The organism is Shewanella waksmanii (assembly GCF_043643685.1).
In the GTDB taxonomy this organism is placed as follows: domain Bacteria; phylum Pseudomonadota; class Gammaproteobacteria; order Enterobacterales; family Shewanellaceae; genus Shewanella; species Shewanella waksmanii_A.
In genome coordinates, this window is record NZ_JBHZSN010000002.1 from 63,887 (window position 1) to 87,588 (window position 23,702).

Here is a 23,702-nt window from a genome sequence, read left to right on the forward strand (position 1 = left end):
ATAATGGAACATTATATTAATCTGTTTGTTCAAGCCGCGCTTATTGACAACATGGCCCTGTCATTTTTTATGGGCATGTGTACCTTTTTGGCGGTATCGAAGAAAGTGTCCACCTCATTTGGTTTAGGTATTGCGGTGATTGTGGTGATGACCTTAGCCGTACCGCTAAATCAAGTGATCTACTCCAGTGTATTGGCGCCAGGGGCATTGGCTTGGGCTGGTTACCCTGAATTGGATTTAAGCTATCTGCAGCTTATTACCTTTATAGGCGTGATTGCGGCGCTGGTACAGATTTTGGAAATGGTATTAGATAAGTACATTCCCAGCCTGTATCAGAGTTTAGGTATCTTCTTGCCACTATTGACGGTGAACTGTGCGATTTTTGCCGGGGTTATCTTTATGGCTAACCGTGATTACACGCTAGCTGAATCTGCGGTATTTGCAGCCGGTTCTGGCTTAGGTTGGGCGATGGCCATTGTCATGCTTGCGGGCTTGAGGGAGCGAATGAAATTTCATGCTATCCCTGAAGGATTGCAAGGTATTGGTATTACGTTCATAACCACTGGCCTGATGGCTTTGGGCTTTATGGCATTTTCTGGCATTGCGATTTAAGAGGTAAATACGATGGAAATGGCAATTGGCATCGGCATGTTTACCTTAGTGGTTAGCTTGCTGGTGATAGTGATTTTAGTTGCAAAAAGTAAATTGGTTGCAACCGGTAATGTTAGAATTGGCATCAATGATGATGAGGAAAAAGCGGTTAGTACTCCGGTCGGAGACAAACTGCTGGGGGCTCTTGCAGGGCAAAATATCTTTATTCCTTCGGCGTGTGGCGGTGGCGGTACCTGTGGTCAATGTCGGGTAACGGTCAAATCTGGTGGTGGTGATATTTTGCCAACAGAACTGGACCACATCACCAAAAAAGAAGCTAAAGCGGGCTGCCGCTTAGCGTGCCAAGTGGCAGTTAAAACTGACATGGAACTGGAAGTTGAAGAGGAGATCTTTGGCGTTAAAAAATGGCAGTGTGAAGTTATCTCAAATAACAATACCGCGACGTTTATTAAAGAGTTGCTGTTGAAACTGCCAGAGGGTGAGGATGTTAAGTTTAAGGCTGGGGGCTATATTCAGATAGAAGCGCCTGCTCACGAAGTTAAGTATAGCGATTTTGATATTCCCGAAATGTATCGTGATGATTGGGAAAAATACCAGTTGTTCGATTTGGTTTCTAGCGTGGACGAAGAGGTGTTGCGGGCTTATTCAATGGCGAACTATCCCGATGAAAAAGGCCGGATCATGCTTAATGTCAGGATTGCTACACCGCCATCTGACAATGTGCCACCTGGAAAAATGTCATCGTATATTTTCAATTTAAAAGCGGGTGATAAGGTTACTATTTCCGGGCCTTTTGGTGAGTTCTTCGTTAAAGATACCGATGCAGAGATGGTATTTATTGGCGGTGGTGCAGGTATGGCACCGATGCGCTCACATATCTTTGATCAGTTAAAGAGCAAACACACCAAGCGCAAAATGAGCTTCTGGTATGGCGCACGCTCAAGTAGAGAGGTCTTTTATCAGCAAGACTTCGATACGCTTGCCGCTGAGAATGATAATTTTGTTTGGCATGTCGCGCTATCAGATCCGTTGCCTGAAGATAATTGGGATGGATATACGGGCTTTATTCATAATGTTCTGTATGAGAACTATTTAAAGCATCATAAAGCACCTGAAGATTGTGAATTTTATATGTGCGGCCCTCCGATAATGAATGCGGCGGTGATCACAATGTTGGAAAGTTTAGGGGTCGAAGAAGAGAATATTTTATTGGACGATTTTGGCGACTAGCTTATTATCTGACTTGCAAAAAACGCAGCCATGGGCTGCGTTTTTTTGTGCCTGATTGTTACCAGGCAAGAGAGGTTGTTGTACTGAGAACTAGCCAGTGGCGTGAAATGGTAAATCAATGCTGAAGTTATTCGATAGACTGCACCTATTGAGTGAATAGGAGAGTCTATGCAGACCATGATTTTGTTGGCGGTGTTTTCTATCACATGGGGCAGTGTAGGTTGGTCTGCATCAGTGATAGTGACTTTGCTACTTGGTGAGGCTTATGCGCTGTTGGCATCGGTAACAATTTTTAGTTGCTGGATAGGTAATGTAGTCAAAATATTAGACTTTTTTGGTCAAAAGCAACGCCTTTAACTGCAAATGCTGAAATTGCTTCTACACTTAATGTGCAGCGTAAGCAGAATGTTAGCGGTTGGCGCAAATTGGTAAGTTTTAACTTTTGTTGGCGATATAATAGCCAACATTGAAATAACGTAAATCGATGTTTTTTTTCTAACGAGGAAATTTAATGAAACTAGCAAAAGTATTGATGAGTGTAATGATCCCAACGATGCTATTTGGTTGTGCTACAGGTGATTCACCTGAGACAAAAAAAGCCCATGCTCGCGAGGAGACTCAAACAGCTTTGCAGGAGATTTATTCGGAACATAAAGGTGCACCCGCTGCAGTAAATAGTGCAGTAGGTTACGTGGTATGTACCGGCAGTAATAGTTATCTATTTGCCTTATCAACCGGCGGTGGAATTTGCGTACTGAATGAAAAAGGTAAGCTTTCTTACTATCGCTTTGCCACTGGTGGCGTTGGGGCAGGTATCGGCTTTAAGAAAGTCGCTTTTGTGCAAGCATTCCAAAATCAGGATGCACTGACCCGCTTTAAAGAATCAGGCTATGAAGGTCAGGCTCAAGCCGAGGCTAGCGCAGAATACGAAGGCAGCGGTGAACAAGCTTCAGCGAATCAGTCTGTTGATGTCTCAGGTGTGAAAACCTATCAAGTTAACCTAATGGGCGCAGCTGCACAGGCTACGGTTCAGGGTTACAAATACTGGGAGACAGACTTCTCAGAAGATTTTATTGAGAACGAAAAGTAGCGATTTTTTGATAGATAAATAGCGCTGATAAAGCGCTATTTTTTTGCGCCTATTTTGCGCCTATTTTGTATGGTGCAAAGTCAAAAAACTAAACAATAACAAGTTATAACAGCTTGATAACCTAGGGCGTATATTATAGCTTGGAGTTATTGATGCTGAACATCAATTAACTTTACTTATTTCAGGAGTGGAATATGGATCCCCGGCCACAAAAAACCTCAACCTTTAGCCATGATGCGATGGATGCCGCGATTAAAATCGGCTTACTGTTTGTGATTCTGATTTGGTGCTTTCAAATCGTACGACCTTTCATTATGCCCATCGTTTGGGGCGGGATTATTGCGATAGCCTTACACCCATTAGTGAATAAAATTTCTGAGAAATTGAATATGGGAGCTGGCCGAGCGAGTGCATTAGTCACGGTGGCAACACTGGCAGCTTTATTGGTGCCAACATTTATGTTTTCAGGGGCATTGTTTTCAGGCACACAAGAATTTATCAGCGAAATACAAGAAGGCACGTTAGTGATTCCGCCACCCAAAGACAGTGTTGCTGAGCTACCGCTGGTGGGTGAGTCTTTGCATCAAATATGGAGTAAAGCCTCATCCAACTTAGAAGGAGTGATAAAGACCTATGCGCCGCAGATTAAGCAATATGGCGGTAAAGCAGCGTCAGCTTTAGGTAGCTTAGGGTTTACCGTATTGCAGTTTGTTATCTCAATTATTATTGCTGGCGTGTTTATGAAAAACAGCCAAGGCGCCGCTGAGGTATTTCATAAAATCGCCAATCGTTTAGCGCCAGGAAGAGGAGAAGGTTTCACTTCTTTAGGCGTAGCCACAGTGCGAAGTGTGGTACAGGGCGTGATAGGTGTTGCCGTGATTCAATCGGTACTGGCCGGCGTCGGCATGGCAATTGTTGGTATCCCAGGCACAGGGGTGTGGATGCTAGCCGTGCTGATCCTTGCCATTATACAGTTACCGCCTATTCTGATTTTAGGTCCGTTAATGGCGTATGTATTCTCGGTTGAGTCGTCAACAGTGGCGGTTATTTTCATGGTGTGGGGGATCTTGGTGAGTGCCAGTGATGCGGTATTAAAGCCTTTATTGATGGGACGTGGTGTCGATATTCCTATGTTGATCATCTTACTGGGCGCGTTAGGCGGCATGATGATGTCTGGGATTGTGGGGCTATTTGTCGGTGCGGTAGTGTTGGCGCTTGGTTACAAACTGTTTATCGCCTGGATTGATACGGTCGCTGATACCGATACCTATGAAGCAACGCAGTAGCTTATTAGCTAATTAGCATTATCTCAAGGGGCGCAAATAGATTTAAGTCAAAACACTGTGTTACTGGCTGATGATATTGACTTTCGCTTTGATGCTATTGGCAATAAAGCAATGCTGGTGGGCCAGTTGATGGGCTTTGTCTAGTTGGGCCTCAGTGGGGGGTGTGCCGTTAAAGGTGATGTTGGGAGTTAAATTAACCTCGCTAACCATCTGTTTGCCATTTTCATTGACAGTTAATATTGCGCTTGCCTGATCTTGGTAGTGTTCTACTAACCAGCGTTTTTTCTCGGCGATAGCTAAAAAGCTCAGCATATGACAGCTACTTACCGCAGCAAGCAGCATCTCTTCAGGATTGGCTTTATCATCATTGCCTAAAAATGACGCTGCACTTGAACACGCGATAGTGATTCCGCTACCTAAAACAATATTATGTTGCCGACTCCACTGCGAAGACGGGACGGTATTGGGGTTACTCGAAATATCAAAAGTATTGGGTGAATTTGTCCAAGTGAGCTTGGCTGAAAACAGCATTGTTTCTCCCCGCAGCGCTATTGCAGACTGATGATAAATAAGTACATTAACGACTAATTTGCTGTAGGTAAATGACCAAAGAGGATTAAGGTTTAACGGTGGGGCATTAGAATGGAAGTTGCGGCATATAGCGTAGTGGGGATCGATAAAGCTTTATGCCGCGAAATTGGGATTAGCGGTTACTCTTCATACCACTGCTGAGCGTTATCACTGGCGGCAGCATAGGCTTGCATAGCGGCAACGTTTTGTTGCTGGGCTTGCTGATTCACCACGGCAGAGCGTGCCTCATCATTGTTGTTCAGATAGTAGGCGGTTGGTGCTGAGATACCGTTGCCGTTACCGGTGGCAACACCAGCCAGATCCGATGCAACTTGGTATTGCATTTGAGCCTTTTTAAAGTCTACATACCCTTCAACTTTATCACCGTTATTGGGCAGAGACGGCAGCGTACCTGGCAAGGTGGCATTGTCTTTACGACTCATGGCCATTGCTTGAGGAGATAAGGTGACAGTGTCTTGCGCATTAAGTGTGGCTTGCGCCTGACTAGCAGGTTTGGCGCCATTATTTGATGCGCTTACGTGCTGCTGATGATTAGCCTGATGAGTGGCATAAGTGTTATTGACCTGCATGTTAACTCTCCCCCAGTTTCTGCAATGGACAAATTGTAGACTAATTTAGCTGAATATACTCTGAACGAGCCCACAATTGTGATTCATGGTCTATCCTTGTTGAGATGCTGGTTGTATAGAAATTGATTAGTTAAACAAAAAATCATGCAAATTCGATTGTCAGCGCGCTTTTTTAGGTGCACAGTAGAGTTAAGCATATTGATACATATGTCATAAATTCACTAAATGCAGGGAGTTATTAGGTAAGAGCTAAAAAAGTGTTTAATAGACCTTGAGAATGCAATTAGGCGTCCCCAGTTCTATTAGTGAAGTAATTTTTAAAAGGAAAACCTATGAAAATAAATCTTTCTGGTCACCACGTTGATATTACCGATTCAATCAAAGAACATGTGAACGAAAAGTTTTCCAAAATCGCCACACATTTCCCGACGTTAATTTCGCTCGACATCATCATTTCTAAAGAACATGGTGAGTTTCAAGTTGAGATCAGTACCAAATATGAAGGAAGCCGAATTTCGGCATCTGGTAGCAACGGCGTGATGTATCCCGCTATTGCATCGGCTGCCAAAAAACTCGATGCAGCACTAAAGCATCGTAAAGGTCAGCTTAAAGCTGATTTACACGAAAAGCCTGTAAGTACCACGCCAGAAATTGCCCACGAAATCGTGCAAGAGATGAAGCTGGTATAAGCTGATATATCCCCCTTGATATAACCAAGGGAAGAAACAAAAAAACCACTTAATCATAAGTGGTTTTTTTGTCGCTAAAACTGCAGTTTAATCGACAAATTGCTGCTTAAGCCATTGATGAAAAATTGCCAACTCTGGTTTTTGCCAATGGGCTGCTGGTGCGACTAAGTAGTATTGAAATCGAGTCTCGATATGGCGCTTACCTATACGTATCAGCCTACCTTGGGTGATTGCATCGCCCAGTAAGTGATGCCAGCCCAATACAATGCCTTGTTGATGCTCTGCTGCAGTAAGCGCCAATGACACATGACTAAACCACAATTGGCTTTGATTGGCAGCCCGGTCTAAATTAAATTGACCAAACCAGTCAGGCCAACTAACCCCACCTGGTGCATCTTCTATACCTGCTCGATAGCCCAGTAATGTGTGATGATGCAGTAATGTCTCGTTGATTTCATGAGCATCGTTAGTGCTTACTGAGGTTAGATCCGGGTGGCATACGGGATAAACTAACTCCTTAGCCAACCATTCACTGTGTAAATTGACATAATCACCACTGCCAAAATGGATATGAGCATCGCAGTGGCTGCTGTTGAAATCGACAATATTATCTTGTGCCATGATCTCAATCTCAATGTCTGGGTGATGAGCGTAAAACTGACTGAGTTTAGGTATTAAAAACCGCTCGCAAAAAGAGGGGATAGCCGCAATAACGAGACGTGTCCTTTGGCTGGCAAATTGACTCTGATGTACCCCATGTTGAATATTTTGGATCCCTAATGAGGCAAATTTTTGCAAGTTTTCACCTGCAGCGGTTAGTCCCACGCCATGGGATTTGCGATGAAATAAACTCACATTCAGTTGTTGTTCTAACAGCTTTATTTGGTGGCTAACTGCGCTAGGGGTAATGTTGAGTAGGCTGGCTGCTCGGCTAAAGCTTTGTTCCTTAGCAACAACGGTAAATGTTTGAATTGCTGCTAGTGAATAATGAGTAGACATGATGTGAGTTTTACTTAATAGCTGGTGAAATAATATTGCTTTATTATTAGTTTGGCTTCAAGGGATAATTAAGCTACAAACTTCGATAAAATAGAGGGTTAATCGAGAATGGCTAACTATGGTGCACTTATTCAATGGCAACTTAGTGATGAGGATGATTTTAAGCAAGGTCGCTACAGCCGTGCTCATCAATGGTGTTTTGATGGCGGCATTCAACTGAACGCAAGCTCGTCACCGCACATTGTGCCTTTGCCTTATTCTGACGAAACGGCAGTGGATCCTGAAGAAGCATTCGTTGCTTCACTCTCAAGTTGCCATATGCTGTTTTTCTTGCACTTTGCCGCAAAAGCGGGTTTCGTTGTGCAGCGTTATCAAGACAATGCCAGCGGCACGATGGCCAAAGATGATGAGGGTAAGCTTGCTATGACTGAAGTGGTGCTTAACCCCAAGGTGACTTTTAACGCTAGTTCGAATGCAGAGCAACCTACTGATGAACAGTTAGCACATTTACATCATTTAGCCCATGAACAATGTTTTATCGCCAATTCAGTGAAGACCAATATTATCACTAATATTATTAAGGGTTAATGTTTAGGCGGCTCGCTATTTAGAGACTGCTGTTTTCTGTGGGTGGACCGATAAGGCTGATGAGATGTTATTGATTAAACCTAATTGCGAGTGTTGTGATGCGCCACTTAAACCTGATGCGATAGATGCGATGATTTGCAGCTATGAATGTACTTTTTGTCGACATTGCGCACTAGATAAATTGAGTAATGTTTGTCCAAATTGTGGTGGCGGTTTTGTACCTAGGCCCATTCGTCCTAAACAGGCTTACCGTCCGGGTGTGAGCTTATCTCATCAACCTGCTAGCGACACGAAAGTGGTGAGTCGCTACAGTACGAGTGAAATGAGCGAGTTTGCTAAAGACATTGCGTCGATAGCGCCTGAGCAGCGTTAATACGTGCAGTGCCCAGCCATGATGGGCACTGCAACCATCTAGTCTTTAAAGTCATCGAGGTAGTTTTTCGGTGGCGGTGTCCAACCACGTTCGACTTTAGCTTGCTCGTCAGTATTTTCGCTTTTCATGGCCTTGGCTATCGCATTTTCTAATTCGATAAACAATTCCCTGAAATGAATACTGTACTTACTGTCTTCGGTATTATTGCGCCATAGATCATACAGTGAATCTTTATAACTGAGTTCAAGTCGACGTAATGTGGCTTTTTTCTGTTCAGCTTTGTAGGGATGCACGCCAAGCGATATCAATGCTTCTTTGCCCAGTTCAAGTGCTGAATGGTAAGTTTCACTGATGATGAAATCTGCGCCAGCATGTTTGAGCTCAAAGTGATGGCCGCGGTCAAAGGCCCGAGCGAATATTTTAACATGGGGGTAGGTGTGCTTGACGTATTTTGTCAGTTCAATGGCGGCCTCGTTGTTATCAATGGCAATGACTAACATCGCGGCGTCGTTGATGCCTGCCGTGTGGAGCAAGTCCGGTTGTGTGGCATCACCATAGAAGCTTTTGACATTAATCTTTTTCAAATTATCAACCTGTGATATCTGACTATCTAGCACCACAGTTTCAATCTTGTTCGCACGTAAAAACCGGTTAACCATCTGACCAAAACGGCCCACACCGGCAATGATGACACTGCCTTTGTGGGTGATCTCATCCGCTTCTCGATCATTTTCCGTTTGTTCAAACTTAGGCAGAATAACCTTATCAAAAAAGATAAATAGTGCCGGAGTTAAGAACATCGACAGCGCGACCACCAGTGAGAGAATTTTGGCAATGTCACCAGGAAGCACATTGTTTTGAATAGTAAAGCTTAACAATACAAAACCAAACTCACCTGCTTGAGCGAGGCTGAGGGTAAATAACCATCGGTCACTATTTTTGATCTTAAAAATTAATGCTAATAGGTATAACACTAAGGCTTTGATAAACATTACCGCTAAGGTGAGGCCAACCACTAGCAACAGGTTATTACCTAAGATGGTGAAGTCGATGCCAGCGCCAACGGTGATGAAAAATAACCCGAGTAACAGGCCTTTAAAAGGTTCAATGTTTGACTCTAGCTCATGCCTAAATTCACTATTGGCCAATACCACTCCGGCTAAAAATGCACCTAGTGCCGGAGATAGACCCACAAGACTCATCAGCGCTGCAATGCCGATAACTAACATCAGCGAGGTGGCAACGAATATCTCACGTAATCCAGAGCTGGCAACATAACGAAATAATGGCCGGCTAAGATAGTGTCCGCCGACGCCCACAAAACCGATGGCTAACAATAATACGCTGCCATATGCCCAGCCCGGTAACCCAGCCACAAGTGACAATTCTTCATGATGTTGGGCTGCTTCACCAACTGCGTGTTGCGCTTGAGCGACCAGTTCGGGAAGCGCGAGCAGAGGCAGTAAGGCCAGCATTGGAATAACGGCAATATCTTGAAAAAGTAGTACCGAAAAAGCGTTGCGGCCTCCTTCTGTTTTGGTGAGGTTTTTCTCGTTAAATGTTTGCAGTACGATGGCGGTAGAGGACAGCGCAAAGATGAGACCTATGGTCAAAGCAACGGTCCAGCCTAAGCCAAAGAATAACCCGCCGGCGGTGATAATTGCTGTGGTGAGCCCGATTTGCAGGCCACCTAAACCGATTAAACGATTGCGCATTTCCCATAACTTTCTGGGTTCAAGCTCAAGTCCAACTAGGAACAACATCATGACCACGCCAAACTCTGCGAAATGTTGTAGGTTGTTGGTTTTGTCGCTGCCGACAATAGGGCCAATCACCACCCCTGCGACTAAATAGCCTAAAACAGAACCTAAGCCAAAGCGTTTAGCGAGTGGTACAGCTACCACTGCAGCGCATAGATAGATGAAGGCGTCGATAAAATAACCCGTCATTTTTAGCTCCTTATTCGCCGCTGAGTTCAGTTTCAGTGCTGAGCAAAGCATGATTTAACAGCGGTAAGCTTGCCGCATGTTCTATATCTAATCGTTGCTCTGCGCAGGCAGTTAATAGCGAGATAAACAGGTCTACATGTTGACTTATACGACCTTCTTCTGCGGCATTGCGGCTGCTAAACAAGGCAAATGGTGGCAAGTATTTCATATGGGTAAGGTTAGCTGTCTGCTCTATGGGGTGCAGTAACTCTCTTAGAGTAAAGTGATTGTAACCATCTTGCTGGTAGGCCGCTTCGGCCCCGCCTGCGGTAGTGACACAAAAGAATATTTTGTCTTTTAGCGCGGTACCGTTGGCTCCATATGCGAAACCATATTCGAGGACTAAATCTTGCCACTGCTTCAATATTGCTGGCGTTGAATACCAAAACAGTGGAAACATAAAAATGATAACGTCGTGTTCAAGTAAACGTTGTTGCTCAGCTTCGATATCAATATCTAAGGTGGGGTACTGACGGTAAAGGTCGATCGCCGTTACATCTTGATGGCGTAAACTTGCATTAAATAAAGGTTTGTTGACTTCGGAACGTTCGACGGAAGGGTGAGCAAACAGGATCAAAATTTTGCTTCGCGAGGCAGGCATGACGTTTCCTTGTTTTCGCTGATACTGGTTTCAATTTAGCACAGTGAACCTTGATGTAAACTTTGTGTTGATGAACAGTACGCTTGTGTGCAATTTATCGTTAATGTCATCGTTAAAACAGACAAAATGAACGGGTGCATGTTAGGTTTTACCCTAAAGGTGCCTGAGTGAAAGGAGCAAAGGGTGAAGACCGACGATATAAAATTATTCATTCAAGTTGTTGATAGTGGAAGCATTGTAAGAGCGGCTGCTCTACTTGATTTACCAAAGTCTAATGTTAGTCGTCGCATCCAAGCTTTAGAGACCCAATTAGGGGCGAGTTTGTTTATCCGCCAACCACGGGCTTTGCAATTAACGCAGCAGGGGCAGTTATTTTACGATAATGCGCAACTGGTGTTGCAGCAACTCGATGACACCATGCAAGCGATTCGTTCGCCAGAGCAACAATTAACGGGTCATCTAAAAGTGCAAATGGTGAATAGTGCTCATGGGCATTTCATCACCGATTTACTGTATCGATTTATGGCACAGCACCCGAAAGTGACTATCGAGCTGCAGAGCAGCCATCAAGGCGATACGTTAATTGAAAGGCACATTGATGTGAGTTTTCATTACGGTGAACAGCTGGCAGATAGCGAGCTAATTGCACGTAAATTAAATACTGCCTGTCTTGGGTTATATGCCAGTCCTGCTTTTATCGCAGAAAATAGGATGCCATCAAGCATCGATCAGCTTGCAGGTTTACCTTATGTTCAAGCAAGAATGCCAGATGGAAATTTACTTAAGTATCCCCTAAGTGAGCAATTTAACCCTGCGAGGCTCAATACCGTTTTGACCTGTAATGATGTGGCTGCATTGGTCAATGCTGCGGTTGCTGGAGTGGGAATTGTTGCTTTACCAGAGCATTTAGGTGAGGCGTTACAACGACAAAATCGCCTGCAGCGCCTTTTTGATGATACAGCTGTTTATCAGTTACATAGTTGGTTGTTGTACCGTGCGACTCGTTACATGCCGAATCTTAAACGCTGTTTTATCGATTATGTGATGGATGAGTTTGAGCAAATGGATCTGCAAGGAACGACCTTAGCGAGTGTGAGCAACATGGTTAGGTTTAGTTGAACTGCTTTACCACGTCTGGGTTACGGCTTATAGCTTGCTAAACATATGGAAAGCTAAACATATGGAAAGCTAAATAGTTCTAATAAACAGAACCTTTTGTTCTGTTGGTTACGGTTTATGTTTGTTTATAGCATCGCTAATATACTTAGCAATCCATTTTGACAACAAAGAGCGATGCAACAACATTCGTTGTCATTGTCGCGAACTGACCATTGAACTAGATCGATAAGGAGCATTTATGACCGTGTTTTGGCGTCTTCCAAAGGCTATAACGACCGTTTTTATGGTTTCTATTATTGTGATGGGCTTTATGTCCCCAAGTTATGCGGCTGAACAGTTTGTATTCCCAGAACAAGGTCAATCAACTGAACAGCAGCAAAGTGATGAGGCAAGCTGTGATGCATGGGCCACGGGTCAAAGTGGTTATGATCCAAGCCAGCCTGTGACTGCCAGTGCTAACAATACTGATGTATCCGCTCAGGGGAGTGAGCGAGGCTCTGGAATGCGTGGCGCTATGGCTGGTGCGGCTGCAGGTGCCGCGATTGCAGAGCTAGGTGATGATGACCGCAGTGACGCAGCACAAAATGGTGCTTGGATCGGCGCTGTTGCTGCAAGAAGGCAAAGCCGTCGTGCTAATCAGCAACAAATTGAGCAGCAAGCAGCGGCTCAGCAACAAGCGCAAGCACAAGCGGTAGCAGCCAATGAACAGGGCAACGATGACTTTTTACGCGCAAGAGCGGCGTGTTTAGGAGCCAAAGGCTATAGCGTTAAATAGGCAAGGAGTTGGGTTGGCGTTAACAATCAGCTTGGTAGTCAAAAGACTGATTCTATCGCGACTTCAGCCTCTGAGGTTGGTGTTCCAGTGTGGCTTGGCTACTTTGTATTGGGGTGGGTATCAATGGTCGCGATTGTAAGTGGTTGCTCATCTTTTATTGCAATGGATAAAATGAATAAAAAGGAACCCAGCTATGCTGTTTATTACCAGTCGTACACCAAAGCAATCTGCTAAATCCAAGCTAAATAGAAGTATCAGTTTTGACAGTCAAAATACCGCAGTTGCCCAATACTTGTATTTCTGTGAGCGTCATGGCGAAAGCCAGTATACCGAGATTAAAAGCCCTGAATTGTTTGCAAGGCTCAAAGCCTTACCTGAAAACACCCAGCTATTGTTTTATATCCATGGTTTTAATAACAACATGGAAAGCGATATTTTCCCTAATGCCGAGAAGTTACAACAATTAATGGACAATGAGCGTCCAGGTTTAGTGCATGTTGTGCCGCTTATCTGGCCTTGTGATGATGACCATGCCTTAGCATTTGCAGATGATTATTGGGATGACCAAGATGCTGCTGATGCCAGTGGGCCGGCATTTTCCCGTTTATTAGGCAAGTTTGATGAGTGGCGCAGGCAAGAAGCACAGCAAGTGATACCGTGCCTAAAGAGAATCAATGTGTTGCTCATTCCATGGGCAACCGCGTTTTAAAAAACGCCCTACAGCATTGGGCGCAAAAGCACAGTGCTGGCAATATGCCGCAATTGTTCCGCAATACCTTTATGATCGCAGCAGATGTACGCAATGAAGTGTTAGAGCAAGATCAACCTGGACGTTATATTGTTGATAGTAGCCGCAATATTTTGGTGTATTTTGCCAATGACGATCTTTCAATGCCCGCTTCCAAACTGGCCAATATTCGTAACAAGACGTTATCTCGTCGTTTAGGGATGACCGGCCCTGAAAAGCTTTCCCGGCTGCCTAAAAAAGTATATGAAATTGACTGTGATGATTTTAATAACCGTTTAGATTTGAAAGGCCACAGTTATTTTCTCACTAATAAAAGTGGCACTGTGGTGAGTCCGATTATTAAACATATGGCCGATGCCATTGATGGAGGCAGGGTGAAGCCTAATGTGCCGAGTCTTGAATTGAAGCTGGATTGACCTTGAGTCGACGCTGAACTGATGTCTAGTACTGATTAAATTTGAATTGGGATACATCACCTTAAGCCTTGCTGTAGGCTCGGCTTAAGGTGGGTTGACTAGCGGTTTTCGCTTTGAGCGTTATTCTACTTTAACAGGCGTTAGGCCTTGCTCGCGAGCGTCGATGGCTTTTTCGAGATCAAAGCCGCTACCACGCCATGTTTTGGCTTCGTCGGCATTGAATGACTGGCCTTTCCACGCGGTGGCGTCTTCAAGGCTAAATCCGGCTTTTGTCCAAGTTTGTGATAGCTCAGGTGTGAAGCCTCCTCCACGCCAAGCTTGTGCTTTAGCGGCATCGAAACCAATTTCTTTCCAATCAACGATTTCTCGTTCAGACATCCCTTTCCATGTTGCGGGTGATGATGCACATGCAGCAAGTAATAGGGCAACAAGTGCTACGCTGGTCTTTTTCATACAAGCATCCTTATTTGATATCAATTCAAGCGTTATGTTTAAGGTAGCGCAGTTTAATGAATGATTGACTACAGTCGTCTAGCGGACACTCCCCATTCAGAACTAAGGTTTTTAACTGCCTTTATTGAAGATAGTTGCTGAACCATAAACCGACAAGTTATTGCTATGATTATAGTTAATGAAGGCTCATCTACTGGTTTTGCTGAAATACAGGCATAAAAAAGGCAACCTATTGGTTGCCTTTTCGGGTAGGGAGAGATGCTATGCAATCTTCAAGTCAGCTTGAGCCACAATTGGGTTCATATCAAAATCGAACTCATCGACACGAATCGCACGCAGACGCTTATTGTTGTAATCCAATAATTGGCTAAATTCGTTTTGGGTGATGATGTTGGCAGCCTTTGCATTTTCTAAGGTCACAGCGAAATGTGCTCCACCCTTAAACTGCTTGCTGCGAAGCGCTTTCTTAACTTTAGCCAATAAAGGTAGGCAAGCGATTTTCGCCTCATATGCCTGTTGATTAATATCATTACCATCACCAGCTACTGGCTGGACTAAATGGGTAAGATGACGTTTAAACTGGGTATCAAGCTGTGCTTGCTCCGCCAGCTCACGAATTAGGTCATCGTTGATTTTTGGCATTTTGTGAGAAAAGCTCATTGTCAGGGTACGCATTAATTTACACGTCGCTGAAGAAGGGAAGTTATCTAAAAATGCCATTAGTGCATTTTCAGCCTGAGTAAGCGACCATCGAGTTGCATAGTGGAAGTAGGGCGCAGCTTCTGCACGCTCTGCATCACTGAGTTTAGATTCATAATAGCGAATCGATGCCATCGCTGCGTACAGGTAGCTCATCACATCGCCTAGGCGAGCAGATAACATTTCTGCTTGCTTAAGTTTGCCGCCTAATACTAACAGTGAAAAGTCGGCGCAAACCGCTAACTTGGCTGCGAGTTTATGGACATTCTTTTCATAAGCGCTGACTTCGGCAAGCTTAGAATTTGACGAAGCAGTAAATGGTAATACGCCAAGGCGCAGCGCACGCAAGCTATTGCTAACGCTGTAGCCGACAGTTTTTCGTAAAATACCATTGAAGACTTTATCGGCATTGTCATGGTTGCTATGAATCGCTTCAACCATGTTTTGTAGGTAAGGGTGACAACGCATCACGCCTTGACCAAAAATCATTAAGTTTCGGGTCAGAATATTTGCCCCTTCCACAGTAATGGCGATAGGCTGTGCGACGTAACCAGAAGCTAAGGTATTTTGTGGACCGCGTTGAATCGCTTTACCTGCCTGAATGTCCATGGCTGAATTCAAAATATCTCGACCAAGCTCAGTCATATGATACTTAGCAATTGCGGTGACAACAGAAGGTTTTAAACCGATCCCAAGGCCTTCAGTGGTTAATACTCGCATGGATTCTTGCAGGTAAGTTTTACCGGCGATATCCGCAAGCTTTTCTTGAATCCCTTCAAATTTACCAATGGATAAACCAAACTGCTCACGCACTGCTGCGTATTCAGTTGATGACTTGAACGAGCATTGGCTCACTGATACCCCTAAAGCTGGCAAAGAGATGCCTCGACCTGCACCTAGACAAGCCACTAGCATTGCCCAGCCGCGACCAATGTTTTTCTGTCCCCCAATGATGAAATCCATGGGGATGAAAACATTGTTACCTCGAGTGGTACCGTTATAAAAATTAACGCCCATAGGGTCGTGGCGGTTACCTAGCTCTACACCAGGATGAGAGCGCGGAATGAGGGCGCAGGTAATGCCGAGGTCATGCTGACTGCCGAGTAAACCATTTGGATCTTGTACTTTAAACGCCAAACCCAGTACGGTGGCAATCGGCGCAAGCGTGATATAGCGTTTATCCCAAGTGATCGACAAGCCTAATACTTGCTCTCCTTGATACTCTCCCATGGTCACAGTGCCAATATCAGGAATGCCACCTGCATCTGAACCTGCTTCTGGGCTGGTCAAAGCGAAGCAAGGGATGTCGGTTCCTTCTGCAAGGCGAGGCAACCAGAATTGTTGCTGGTCGCTGGTGCCGTAGTGCATCAGTAGCTCACCGGGGCCCAATGAATTTGGCACCATCACAGTGACGGCCACCGCTGAGCTTTTAGCTGCAATGGTAGCCACAATGGTGGAGTTGGCATAAGGGCTAAACTCGAGTCCGCCAAATGACTTAGGGATAATCAGTGAGAAAAACTTGTGGGCTTTTAAAAAATTTAAAATGTCGTCTGGCAGATGTTTGCTGCTTTGAATTGCAAAATCGTCAATCATTTCAAGCAAGGTTTTCACTGGGCCAGCCAAGAACTCAGCCTCTTCAGTGGTTAGTTTTGCATTGGGAATGGCTCTGAGTGCGTCAAAGTCAGGAATACCTTGGTAAATCGAGCCTTCAAGCCACACATCACCGGCATCCAGTGCTTCTTGTTCGGTGGTAGAAATGCTAGGCATTATCTTTTTAAGCTGTGTTCTTATACTCATTTTATTCTCATCCGACCAGAAATAATAATCACATTACGTCATAAAATGAGAACTAGATCAATAACACTAAACAGCCTTTTTAAACACGTGTTTGAATTTTTATGGTTTGAGTGAATAATAACGCTAGACATTTCATTGGCTTACACGTGTACGCTAAATGCAAAAATTTTTTTAAAATATTTTAGCGACAGCAGTTTAAGTCTGCTTTTGTCTAGTTTGCTGGACAGTTAAGCCTATAGGCTGGGGGTGAAAAATGATTAATTGGTTAGGCAACCGTTCAGCTTAATTTTGTTAAAAGCACTGGTGGAAAGTGGTGATACAACCTGTTGCAAATGTTATGGCGATGCGTGATTAAGGTGTTGCTAATGTGGTGCTTAATTCTGTTATTTACACGCCGTAAACATAAGGTGGAAATCCTGTGTAAATTTACTCATTAAGGGTTAAATAATGGGATCGCGATCGCTTCGTTAATTTTTGTTCATGGTAGACTCCTGCGCCTCCAAAGATGAGATTAATTCCTATTAAGGTTTAATTAAGGATTGCGATGATGAAGCAGCTTTCTATCACAGCTATTAGCGCTGCTATAGCAGCCGCATTAGCGCCACAAGCTATTGCTGAAGAAGTAAAAACGACAGATTCAAATTTTCATGAAGTCATAGTTGTGTCGGGCTCTCGTATGGAGCAGACACTTGATCAGGTTGCTGGCTCTGTTGTTGTGATCGATGAAGAAGCGATTGCTCGTAACATGACAACCGACTTCTCTACCTTGTTTAGAACCGAAGCCGCCGTTGATGTAAAGGGCGGAGCGGGTAAACCCAGCTCAGTGACTATTCGTGGTATCGGTGGTAACCGCGTAATGATGGTTAAAGATGGTGTACGGGTAAATAACCAATATGCTTCACCATTAGGGCCTGGTGCGGAAGGTACTGGACGTGGTTTAACTGAAATTGAAGGGTTAAAGCAGGTTGAGGTGCTTAAAGCGGCGGCATCAACGATGTATGGGTCTGATGCATTGGGTGGGGTATTGGTCATGACCTCAAAAGATGCCGATGACTATCTTCGCGGTAGTGACTACTACTTCTCTGCCAATGCTGGTTATACCGGCATGAATGATGAGTACAGTGGTGGATTTACCAGTGCATTTGCCGCAGGTAATTTTGATAACCTAGTGAGTTATCAGCGTCGCTATGGTGAAGAGCAACAAAACTATTATGATAGCTTGCCGCTGAGTGACCTAATCACAGATAGCTTCCTTGTTAAAAGTAAATATCATTTCAACGATGACACCAATTTACAGTTAACGGTTGATTACTTAAATCAACAGTTAGACCGTTGGGAAGACAGCAAAGATAACACTCAATCAGTTGATTACGATCGTCAAACACAAGTGCTTAATACCTCTTTGCGTCTGCGTTCATCGAAAGACCGTGGTATCCATGATAATGTCGATTTCGTACTTTACTACGGTAAAACTGATCAAAATGAGCAGCGTGATTACTACAATGGTAGCCAAGGTTATGAGCGTGATATCTATGAGCACCGTGATTACCAGTTTGATGAGTATCGTATTGGTTTTGCCAGTACCTTTAGCAAATCACTATCATTGACTGGCCATGACCACAACATTGTATATGGTCTAGACGTCGAGCAGTCAGAGATGAGCCGTCCACGGGATTATCAAGTGCTGGATAGCGGTGGTAATTGGATTCCGTCTGATACCGACACTTTCTCATTTGCAGACACCAAAAGCTTACGAGTTGGCGCTTATTTCCAGGATGACATGACGTTTTATGATGGCAAACTGAATGCCATTTTAGGTTTGCGTTATGACTACTTCAAAAACACGCCAGACCAACAGCAAGCTGAAGATGCTGGACGTGATCCAGAAGATTTTGCCGAGATGAGCGATGGATTTTGGTCGCCAAAACTGGGATTGGTTTATCACGTAACCGACAATGTTAACGTGTATGCCCAATATGCCTATGGCTACAAAATGCCCACGCCAGATCAAAAGTGGGGAGAGTTAGAGGTTAAAGATGGCAAAATGCCGTTCCCGGTAAAGATCCTAGCAAATTATGATCTTGAGTCAGAGTCAAGCCATACCATAGAAGTGGGTGTACGTGGTCATCATGGCGATACTCAGTATGAGTTCACGACTTTCTATACTCAGGCAAATGATTATATTGATTGGGAATTTGTTGGATGTGGTGGCCCGCTTGGCTGTCTAGCTCCTTCTTCTCTAGAGTACCGATATATCAATTATGACAAAGTCACGCTATATGGTGCGGAAGCGTCATTTAGCCAATGGCTGAATGATGATATTCAGCTTTGGGGTAATATTGCATACACCCATGGTGAAGATGAAAACGGTGATTATCTCAACAGTGTGAGTCCACTAAAGGGCAATGTTGGTGTCAATTACTACGCCTACTTAGCTAATAAAGAGATGGATTTTGGGTTAACTGTGCGCTTTGCTGATAGTATGGACAGAACCACTGATCTTAATATTTTCCCTATTGGTGATGCCTTTAATGAGGTATATAACACCGCCGGTTATGCCGTGTTTGACTTAACTGCGAGCGTTATTTTATCTGATAACTGGACAGTACGTGCCGGCGTTTACAACTTGTTTGATACTGAATATGTCGAGTATGCGGACGTTGCTGGCCAATCAAAATATCTGATGTCTAATCTTGGTGTGACAGAAGAGACTTATACCCAACCAGGGCGTTACTTCAACCTCAAAGTTAACTACCAGTTCTAACTTCTCACCTGTTATTGAGCACCCGATGAAATCTAGTTTCATCGGGGCATTAGTAAGGAATTTCGATGAAAAAAACAAGTTTAGCTATCGCACTGTCATTGTTTATTCTGGGGTGTGATTCAAATAACCCCAACGACGGTACACCTAAACCACCTGAAGATAACTGGCCGCCAGCGGAGGAGTTGGTACATGCTTTGTATATCAGCAGTCAAAAGAGCCCTAACTGTGGTATCGCAGGTGTAGAGTACAGTATTTATGATGCTGGTGGAGCCGTACTGCAAAGTGGTGAGTCAAATGCTAATGGCGCTATCTTATTAGAAGAATTGCCAGAAGACAGCCGCTATTTGAGCTACTTTTATCGTAGCCAAAATCCAGAGTTTAAAACTTGGAGTACGGCAACTTATGAAATCAGCTTAATTGCACAAGCCAGTAAAGTATTACTCCATAGCATTGATGATGGCGACATCGCGCAATGTGCTGCAATTCAAGATTCAGTAAAATCGCTGAGCTTTGTTAATCAAAGCGGTGGCCAGCAGCTACAATATGCCGCCAATGGTGTGTTGAGCCAAGATACACTGCAGCTTAACCTTGCCGAAGAGTCTCCGCTACTTGTGACTAGTCACGATGAAGACGGGCAACTGTTGTTCTCTGAGCTATTTGATACCCGTGACTTTAATGCCAACGATGAAGTCACTGTGACAGCATCGACTGCAAGTGAGTTGTTGTCGCTTCAGTCACCGATGGCTATAGATGGCGCGGTATTCCAATACAGTAATTACCCGTTATCTGCTGACTTAAGCACAGCAGTGCAAGATGCCACAGCTTGGGTTCCTGCTCTTGAAGATGAAGCAGCACTTATAGTGCGTCAATCAACTGAAGATGGCTTGCAAATGTGGTCGCAACGTCGTCAAGCACAAGAGTTGCAAGTGCAATTTGATGACATAAGCCACTATCAGATTGATGTGGAGTTTCCATCTCATCAAGACCAGGGGGATAATCTTGCCACTCAGGTGAGCTTTTCATTGCAGGGGCCATCAGAGTCGATGAACTTTGTAGGTCATTATGCAGATCGTATTTATACCGGTGGCGGTCCATTCTGTAGCGAGGACCCAAGCTATTGCCGATACATTTATCGTAATGTGTATACCGCTAGTGATAACAGCTCGATGTTTATCGCACCTTTACCAGAGGACATTCGTTTCCACTGGATGGGTGGTGGTATTACTAGCCAAGCATTGATAGTTGCAGAGCGAGACGATGTCGAAATGTTACAAGCGCTTGCTGCCGGAGAAGCGTCTGAAGGGTTTGCTCGAGGTTATGGCGCAGCAGATTTAGATAGACGTTTACAGGTTTCTCCTTTGATTCCAATGCCGGTATCAGCGCAAACTCGAGATGAGTTTGAATTGCGTTACCTAAGCCCATTTAATACCGTGGCCAATGCCAAAGTGATGTAAGCCGGTATAGTGGTATGGTGATGAAAAAGGCGATGCATTGGCATCGCCTTTTTTGTTGGCTAGTTGTTGATGGTTAAACTCGGCACTGTATCTGCTTGGTATTGCCAAGATTGATACAGTGGGGCAGAACCGTCGTATTTCCAGATAACGGCAAGTAGTTCAGTTTGATGGTTCGCCACCTTAATGCTATTGGCGAGCTTGCCATCTGTTAACGCTCCGCGAAATAGGCAAGAGTTATAGTTCACTTTGTACCCGCTGCCTTGAGGTTGAAATTGGTCACAAAGCGAGAAGTAGGCACGTTCGGTACTGCCCAAATCAATATCTATCGCCAACTCAAAAACCGATTGCAGCATGTTATCAGGGTCCACCGCTAAGTCATCTAATGAACTAGGGTCTGGCTCAGGATCCGGTGTCGTTGCCGGAGGTGGTGTCGTTGCCGGAGGTGGTGTCGTAGTCGCTGGTGGCGGTGTGGTTGCCGGTGGTGTTGATGGCGAAGCTGCACTTGGTGAGCTACCACCATCATCTCCGCCCCCTCCACCACATGCTGACAATACAATCACACTGATAGCGGCTAGGCCTACTTGAAGGCTTTTTAACATCATGTTCATTGACGTGTTTGTTAAGGTATTCATAGTCTTCTCCTTGGCTGCTATTGATTGCCGAATACAAGTTGATTATTTGGGTTTAAGTACCAGTTAGGCTTCGTTTGGCCGCTAGAGTCGGCGGCAAAGTCAACGAAGTCTGTGTAAGCATTATCTAAACGCTGTTCTTCTATTGGGTGCTGCCAATCTACCGGTACTTCTAACGCCCAGGCCATACCAGATTCCGTTTGGAAATAGCGGCCTAAACTCGCATCAGCTGCATCATCCCGAGCACCGATGTAAGCAGGCTCAAAGGTGTCTGTAGGCGCCATATTTTTAAGGTGGACTTCCCATTTTCGTCCGGGGTTTTTACCGTCGGTATAATACTTAGCGATATTGCCATGATCGGTATTTGGTGTGGCAAAAATAAACGGATCGTACGGAAAACTTGGCATCGCACTGGTTGAAATTGGTGTATTAAAGGGGACTTGCATCTCCCAGGTGGTGCGATAAGCGGTGTCGCAACCCACTTCAGTACGCAAATATTGGCAGCCTTGTTCCAGTGTTACGTGATCAGACAAATCTTGGGTAAATATCATTACCGCATTGGTTTGCCCTTCTTCAAGCGGGTTGCCTGATTGTTTAACGTCATCAACATATAAAGTCACCAGTGACTCTTTAACTTTACTACGCGCAACACCCGGTAACTGCAGACCAAAACCATTGTGATAGGCTGCGCCCATAGCCGCCAATTGTGCTTTAATCGTGATGCGACGAACTTGATTGTCTTTGATGTATTCAGCAAACTGCAGCTGCACGACAACGTCATTCATATCAAAGTCACCTTGATCTGGATAGAGATCTTCATAGGCAATTGAGGTATAAGTAGATGAAGACGGGTAGTAGTTAACCGTGACGCCCGTTTCGGTCAGGCTAATTTGATAGTCCTCGACCTCACCATCACTGACACCACCTGTTGGGGCAATGTCTTGCTGGGTACTTAATCTAAATCGCGCCCAAGTGTCACCGGTTAATGCCCATGTAGGGACTTCAACATAGATAGTATTGCTGCCGTTATCCACCGCTTCAGCAAATATAGCTTGCTCTGATGCTTCAAACTCACCATTGATGTTCCAATCAAACCAGGCATTTAAGTATCCATCACTGCCAGTTACATCGACTAGAATGATCGCGGTTTCTCCCAGCTCAAAACCGGTAGGCATGCTAATACCATCGTCATCGTTGCTGCCATCGCTGCTGTCATCACTCAAAGGTGAGGCATAAGCATCGGCTTCATTGTCGACTAGGCTACCGAGGTGAAATCCGGCAACAATAGAGTGTCTGGCGCCGTTGCTGTCCATTAACGTTCCATAGCTGTCAGGTGCATCACCAAAGTCGACGTTCTCTCCAACGGGGACTTCGGCTAGTGCACAGCGAGCGCCGTCATTACTTGATGATGAAGGGCCGTAAGCGAACAACTCACCGCTGGGATTAGCATCATTAACATTGACACGGTAAATATTACCGTCGCTGTTATTACTAACGTATAGGTTGCCATCAGGGTCAAAGAATTGTGCGCCGAAGACGAAGTTCGAGCCGCTGCTGGTGAGAACATCAGCCAGCGTGGTTGCGGTACCTGTTTGTGGGTCAATACGTATCAGGCGACCGACACTACCATTGGTGAGCGCGTACATATAACTGTCGGTTGGGTGAAAGGCAAAATCGGTAATGTTATAAGTGGCTTTTGATTTACTACCGGGCACGATATTCATGCTGTAGTTGTTACTGTCATCCAGTGCGATTTTGAACAAGCCTTTATTTTTGCGGTAACCATACCAAGCGTTCTCTAATACAGAGACGTCACCCACGAAAAAATTCCCCGCACTGGCGGCATCGCTGTCTTTGCTGATGCTAAGCGGCATGATTTGATAATCGTCACCGACTTTTCCGAGTGTGCTGCTTTGATAGTCCCACCCATAGATGTAATTGTCATGATAACTAAAGCCAACGCCGTTATAGGCAGCTGTGCGGCCCATATCTGGCGAGAGAATATTATAACTCCCGGTAGCAAGGTCAACACCGTAGGTTTTAGTGGTGCTCGATGGTGTTTGTATAATAAAAGCTTGAGTTGGGCAGGCTTGAAATCCACCTGCTAAGGCGCTTTGGCTCAATACTATTAAGCCTACCCCCAATGTTAACTGTGTTGTGGACTTTGGCATGATGTATCCCTCATATTAGCTAGGTAGGATAAGCTATGCATGAGTGGTGCCAGTTTTTAAG

At 44.6% G+C, this 23,702-nt stretch carries 23 protein-coding genes; 14 read left to right on the top strand and 9 right to left on the bottom strand.

Features of this window, described 5'->3' with window-relative positions:
* The first annotated feature begins 3 nt into the window (after positions 1-3).
* The 5 genes from nqrE (at position 4) to ACHUFW_RS03160 (ending at position 4,218) form a co-directional block, all read left to right on the top strand.
* Positions 4-612 carry an NADH:ubiquinone reductase (Na(+)-transporting) subunit E gene (gene nqrE, locus ACHUFW_RS03140; protein ID WP_394200550.1) on the top strand — a complete coding sequence of 203 codons (609 nt, stop codon included), beginning with the start codon at positions 4-6 and terminating at the stop codon, positions 610-612.
* Positions 613-624: 12 nt separating this feature from the next.
* Positions 625-1,842, top strand: a complete 1,218-nt coding sequence (gene nqrF / locus ACHUFW_RS03145) for an NADH:ubiquinone reductase (Na(+)-transporting) subunit F (RefSeq protein ID WP_394200551.1) — start codon at positions 625-627, stop codon at positions 1,840-1,842.
* A 168-nt stretch (positions 1,843-2,010) separates the two neighbouring features.
* Positions 2,011-2,199, top strand: a complete 189-nt coding sequence (locus tag ACHUFW_RS03150) for a hypothetical protein (protein WP_394200552.1) — start codon at positions 2,011-2,013, stop codon at positions 2,197-2,199.
* Between the two features lie 154 nt (positions 2,200-2,353).
* Complete coding sequence (locus ACHUFW_RS03155) at positions 2,354-2,932, top strand: lipid-binding SYLF domain-containing protein (protein ID WP_394200553.1); 579 nt, start codon at positions 2,354-2,356, stop codon at positions 2,930-2,932.
* Between the two features lie 194 nt (positions 2,933-3,126).
* The gene (locus tag ACHUFW_RS03160) at positions 3,127-4,218 is read left to right on the top strand and encodes an AI-2E family transporter (RefSeq protein ID WP_394200554.1); all 1,092 of its coding nucleotides are present in this window, start codon (positions 3,127-3,129) and stop codon (positions 4,216-4,218) included.
* A gap of 60 nt (positions 4,219-4,278) precedes the next feature.
* Here the strand turns inward: ACHUFW_RS03160 and ACHUFW_RS03165 are convergent, their stop codons facing one another.
* Together ACHUFW_RS03165 and ACHUFW_RS03170 are read right to left on the bottom strand one after the other, a co-directional pair.
* Entirely contained in the window at positions 4,279-4,749 is a 471-nt protein-coding gene (locus ACHUFW_RS03165; RefSeq protein WP_394200555.1) for an OsmC family protein, read from the bottom strand.
* A gap of 179 nt (positions 4,750-4,928) precedes the next feature.
* The gene (locus ACHUFW_RS03170) at positions 4,929-5,378 is read right to left on the bottom strand and encodes a hypothetical protein (RefSeq protein ID WP_394200556.1); all 450 of its coding nucleotides are present in this window, start codon (positions 5,376-5,378) and stop codon (positions 4,929-4,931) included.
* A 332-nt stretch (positions 5,379-5,710) separates the two neighbouring features.
* Here ACHUFW_RS03170 and hpf point away from each other — a divergent pair, with 332 nt between their 5' ends.
* A complete protein-coding gene (gene hpf, locus ACHUFW_RS03175; RefSeq protein WP_394200557.1) occupies positions 5,711-6,067 on the top strand; it encodes a ribosome hibernation-promoting factor, HPF/YfiA family in 357 nt (118 codons plus the stop codon).
* A gap of 87 nt (positions 6,068-6,154) precedes the next feature.
* On the opposite strand, the gene ACHUFW_RS03180 is transcribed toward hpf, so the two are convergent.
* Positions 6,155-7,066: a LysR family transcriptional regulator gene (locus ACHUFW_RS03180; RefSeq protein WP_394200558.1), complete on the bottom strand. Its 912-nt coding sequence runs from the start codon at positions 7,064-7,066 to the stop codon at positions 6,155-6,157.
* Positions 7,067-7,174: 108 nt separating this feature from the next.
* Between ACHUFW_RS03180 and ACHUFW_RS03185 the strand changes: the two genes are divergently transcribed.
* Together ACHUFW_RS03185 and ACHUFW_RS03190 are read left to right on the top strand one after the other, a co-directional pair.
* The gene (locus ACHUFW_RS03185; protein WP_394200559.1) at positions 7,175-7,654 is read left to right on the top strand and encodes an OsmC family protein; all 480 of its coding nucleotides are present in this window, start codon (positions 7,175-7,177) and stop codon (positions 7,652-7,654) included.
* A gap of 64 nt (positions 7,655-7,718) precedes the next feature.
* Positions 7,719-8,027, top strand: a complete 309-nt coding sequence (locus tag ACHUFW_RS03190) for a DUF1272 domain-containing protein (protein WP_394200560.1) — start codon at positions 7,719-7,721, stop codon at positions 8,025-8,027.
* A gap of 38 nt (positions 8,028-8,065) precedes the next feature.
* Here ACHUFW_RS03190 and ACHUFW_RS03195 read toward each other — a convergent pair whose 3' ends face one another.
* Both ACHUFW_RS03195 and ACHUFW_RS03200 read right to left on the bottom strand, forming a co-directional pair.
* Positions 8,066-9,976: a monovalent cation:proton antiporter-2 (CPA2) family protein gene (locus tag ACHUFW_RS03195; protein ID WP_394200561.1), complete on the bottom strand. Its 1,911-nt coding sequence runs from the start codon at positions 9,974-9,976 to the stop codon at positions 8,066-8,068.
* A 10-nt stretch (positions 9,977-9,986) separates the two neighbouring features.
* Complete coding sequence (locus ACHUFW_RS03200) at positions 9,987-10,616, bottom strand: NAD(P)H-dependent oxidoreductase (protein WP_394200562.1); 630 nt, start codon at positions 10,614-10,616, stop codon at positions 9,987-9,989.
* 183 nt (positions 10,617-10,799) lie between these two features.
* Between ACHUFW_RS03200 and ACHUFW_RS03205 the strand changes: the two genes are divergently transcribed.
* From ACHUFW_RS03205 to ACHUFW_RS03220, 4 genes are all read left to right on the top strand, one after another.
* Positions 10,800-11,735 carry a LysR family transcriptional regulator gene (locus tag ACHUFW_RS03205; RefSeq protein ID WP_394200563.1) on the top strand — a complete coding sequence of 312 codons (936 nt, stop codon included), beginning with the start codon at positions 10,800-10,802 and terminating at the stop codon, positions 11,733-11,735.
* A 238-nt stretch (positions 11,736-11,973) separates the two neighbouring features.
* On the top strand, positions 11,974-12,510 hold the full coding sequence (locus ACHUFW_RS03210; RefSeq protein WP_394200564.1) for a hypothetical protein: 537 nt from the start codon (positions 11,974-11,976) through the stop codon (positions 12,508-12,510).
* Between the two features lie 193 nt (positions 12,511-12,703).
* Positions 12,704-13,219, top strand: coding sequence for a hypothetical protein (locus tag ACHUFW_RS03215; RefSeq protein WP_394200565.1), 516 nt, complete (start codon positions 12,704-12,706; stop codon positions 13,217-13,219).
* Positions 13,201-13,674 carry an alpha/beta hydrolase gene (locus tag ACHUFW_RS03220; RefSeq protein WP_394200566.1) on the top strand — a complete coding sequence of 158 codons (474 nt, stop codon included), beginning with the start codon at positions 13,201-13,203 and terminating at the stop codon, positions 13,672-13,674. The genes ACHUFW_RS03215 and ACHUFW_RS03220 overlap by 19 nt, the downstream gene beginning before the upstream one ends.
* A gap of 120 nt (positions 13,675-13,794) precedes the next feature.
* Here the strand turns inward: ACHUFW_RS03220 and ACHUFW_RS03225 are convergent, their stop codons facing one another.
* Positions 13,795-14,127 (bottom strand): hypothetical protein, encoded by a 333-nt coding sequence (locus ACHUFW_RS03225; protein WP_394200567.1) that lies wholly within the window; start codon positions 14,125-14,127, stop codon positions 13,795-13,797.
* A gap of 261 nt (positions 14,128-14,388) precedes the next feature.
* A complete protein-coding gene (locus ACHUFW_RS03230; protein ID WP_394200568.1) occupies positions 14,389-16,623 on the bottom strand; it encodes an acyl-CoA dehydrogenase in 2,235 nt (744 codons plus the stop codon).
* Between the two features lie 544 nt (positions 16,624-17,167).
* Here ACHUFW_RS03230 and ACHUFW_RS03235 point away from each other — a divergent pair.
* Together ACHUFW_RS03235 and ACHUFW_RS03240 are read left to right on the top strand one after the other, a co-directional pair.
* On the top strand, positions 17,168-19,387 hold the full coding sequence (locus tag ACHUFW_RS03235; RefSeq protein ID WP_394200569.1) for a TonB-dependent hemoglobin/transferrin/lactoferrin family receptor: 2,220 nt from the start codon (positions 17,168-17,170) through the stop codon (positions 19,385-19,387).
* A 65-nt stretch (positions 19,388-19,452) separates the two neighbouring features.
* The gene (locus tag ACHUFW_RS03240; protein ID WP_394200570.1) at positions 19,453-20,841 is read left to right on the top strand and encodes a hypothetical protein; all 1,389 of its coding nucleotides are present in this window, start codon (positions 19,453-19,455) and stop codon (positions 20,839-20,841) included.
* A gap of 59 nt (positions 20,842-20,900) precedes the next feature.
* On the opposite strand, the gene ACHUFW_RS03245 is transcribed toward ACHUFW_RS03240, so the two are convergent.
* Entirely contained in the window at positions 20,901-21,473 is a 573-nt protein-coding gene (locus ACHUFW_RS03245) for a hypothetical protein (RefSeq protein WP_394200571.1), read from the bottom strand.
* 17 nt (positions 21,474-21,490) lie between these two features.
* Positions 21,491-23,641, bottom strand: a complete 2,151-nt coding sequence (locus tag ACHUFW_RS03250; RefSeq protein ID WP_394200572.1) for an LruC domain-containing protein — start codon at positions 23,639-23,641, stop codon at positions 21,491-21,493.
* Between the last annotated feature and the right edge of the window lie 61 nt (positions 23,642-23,702).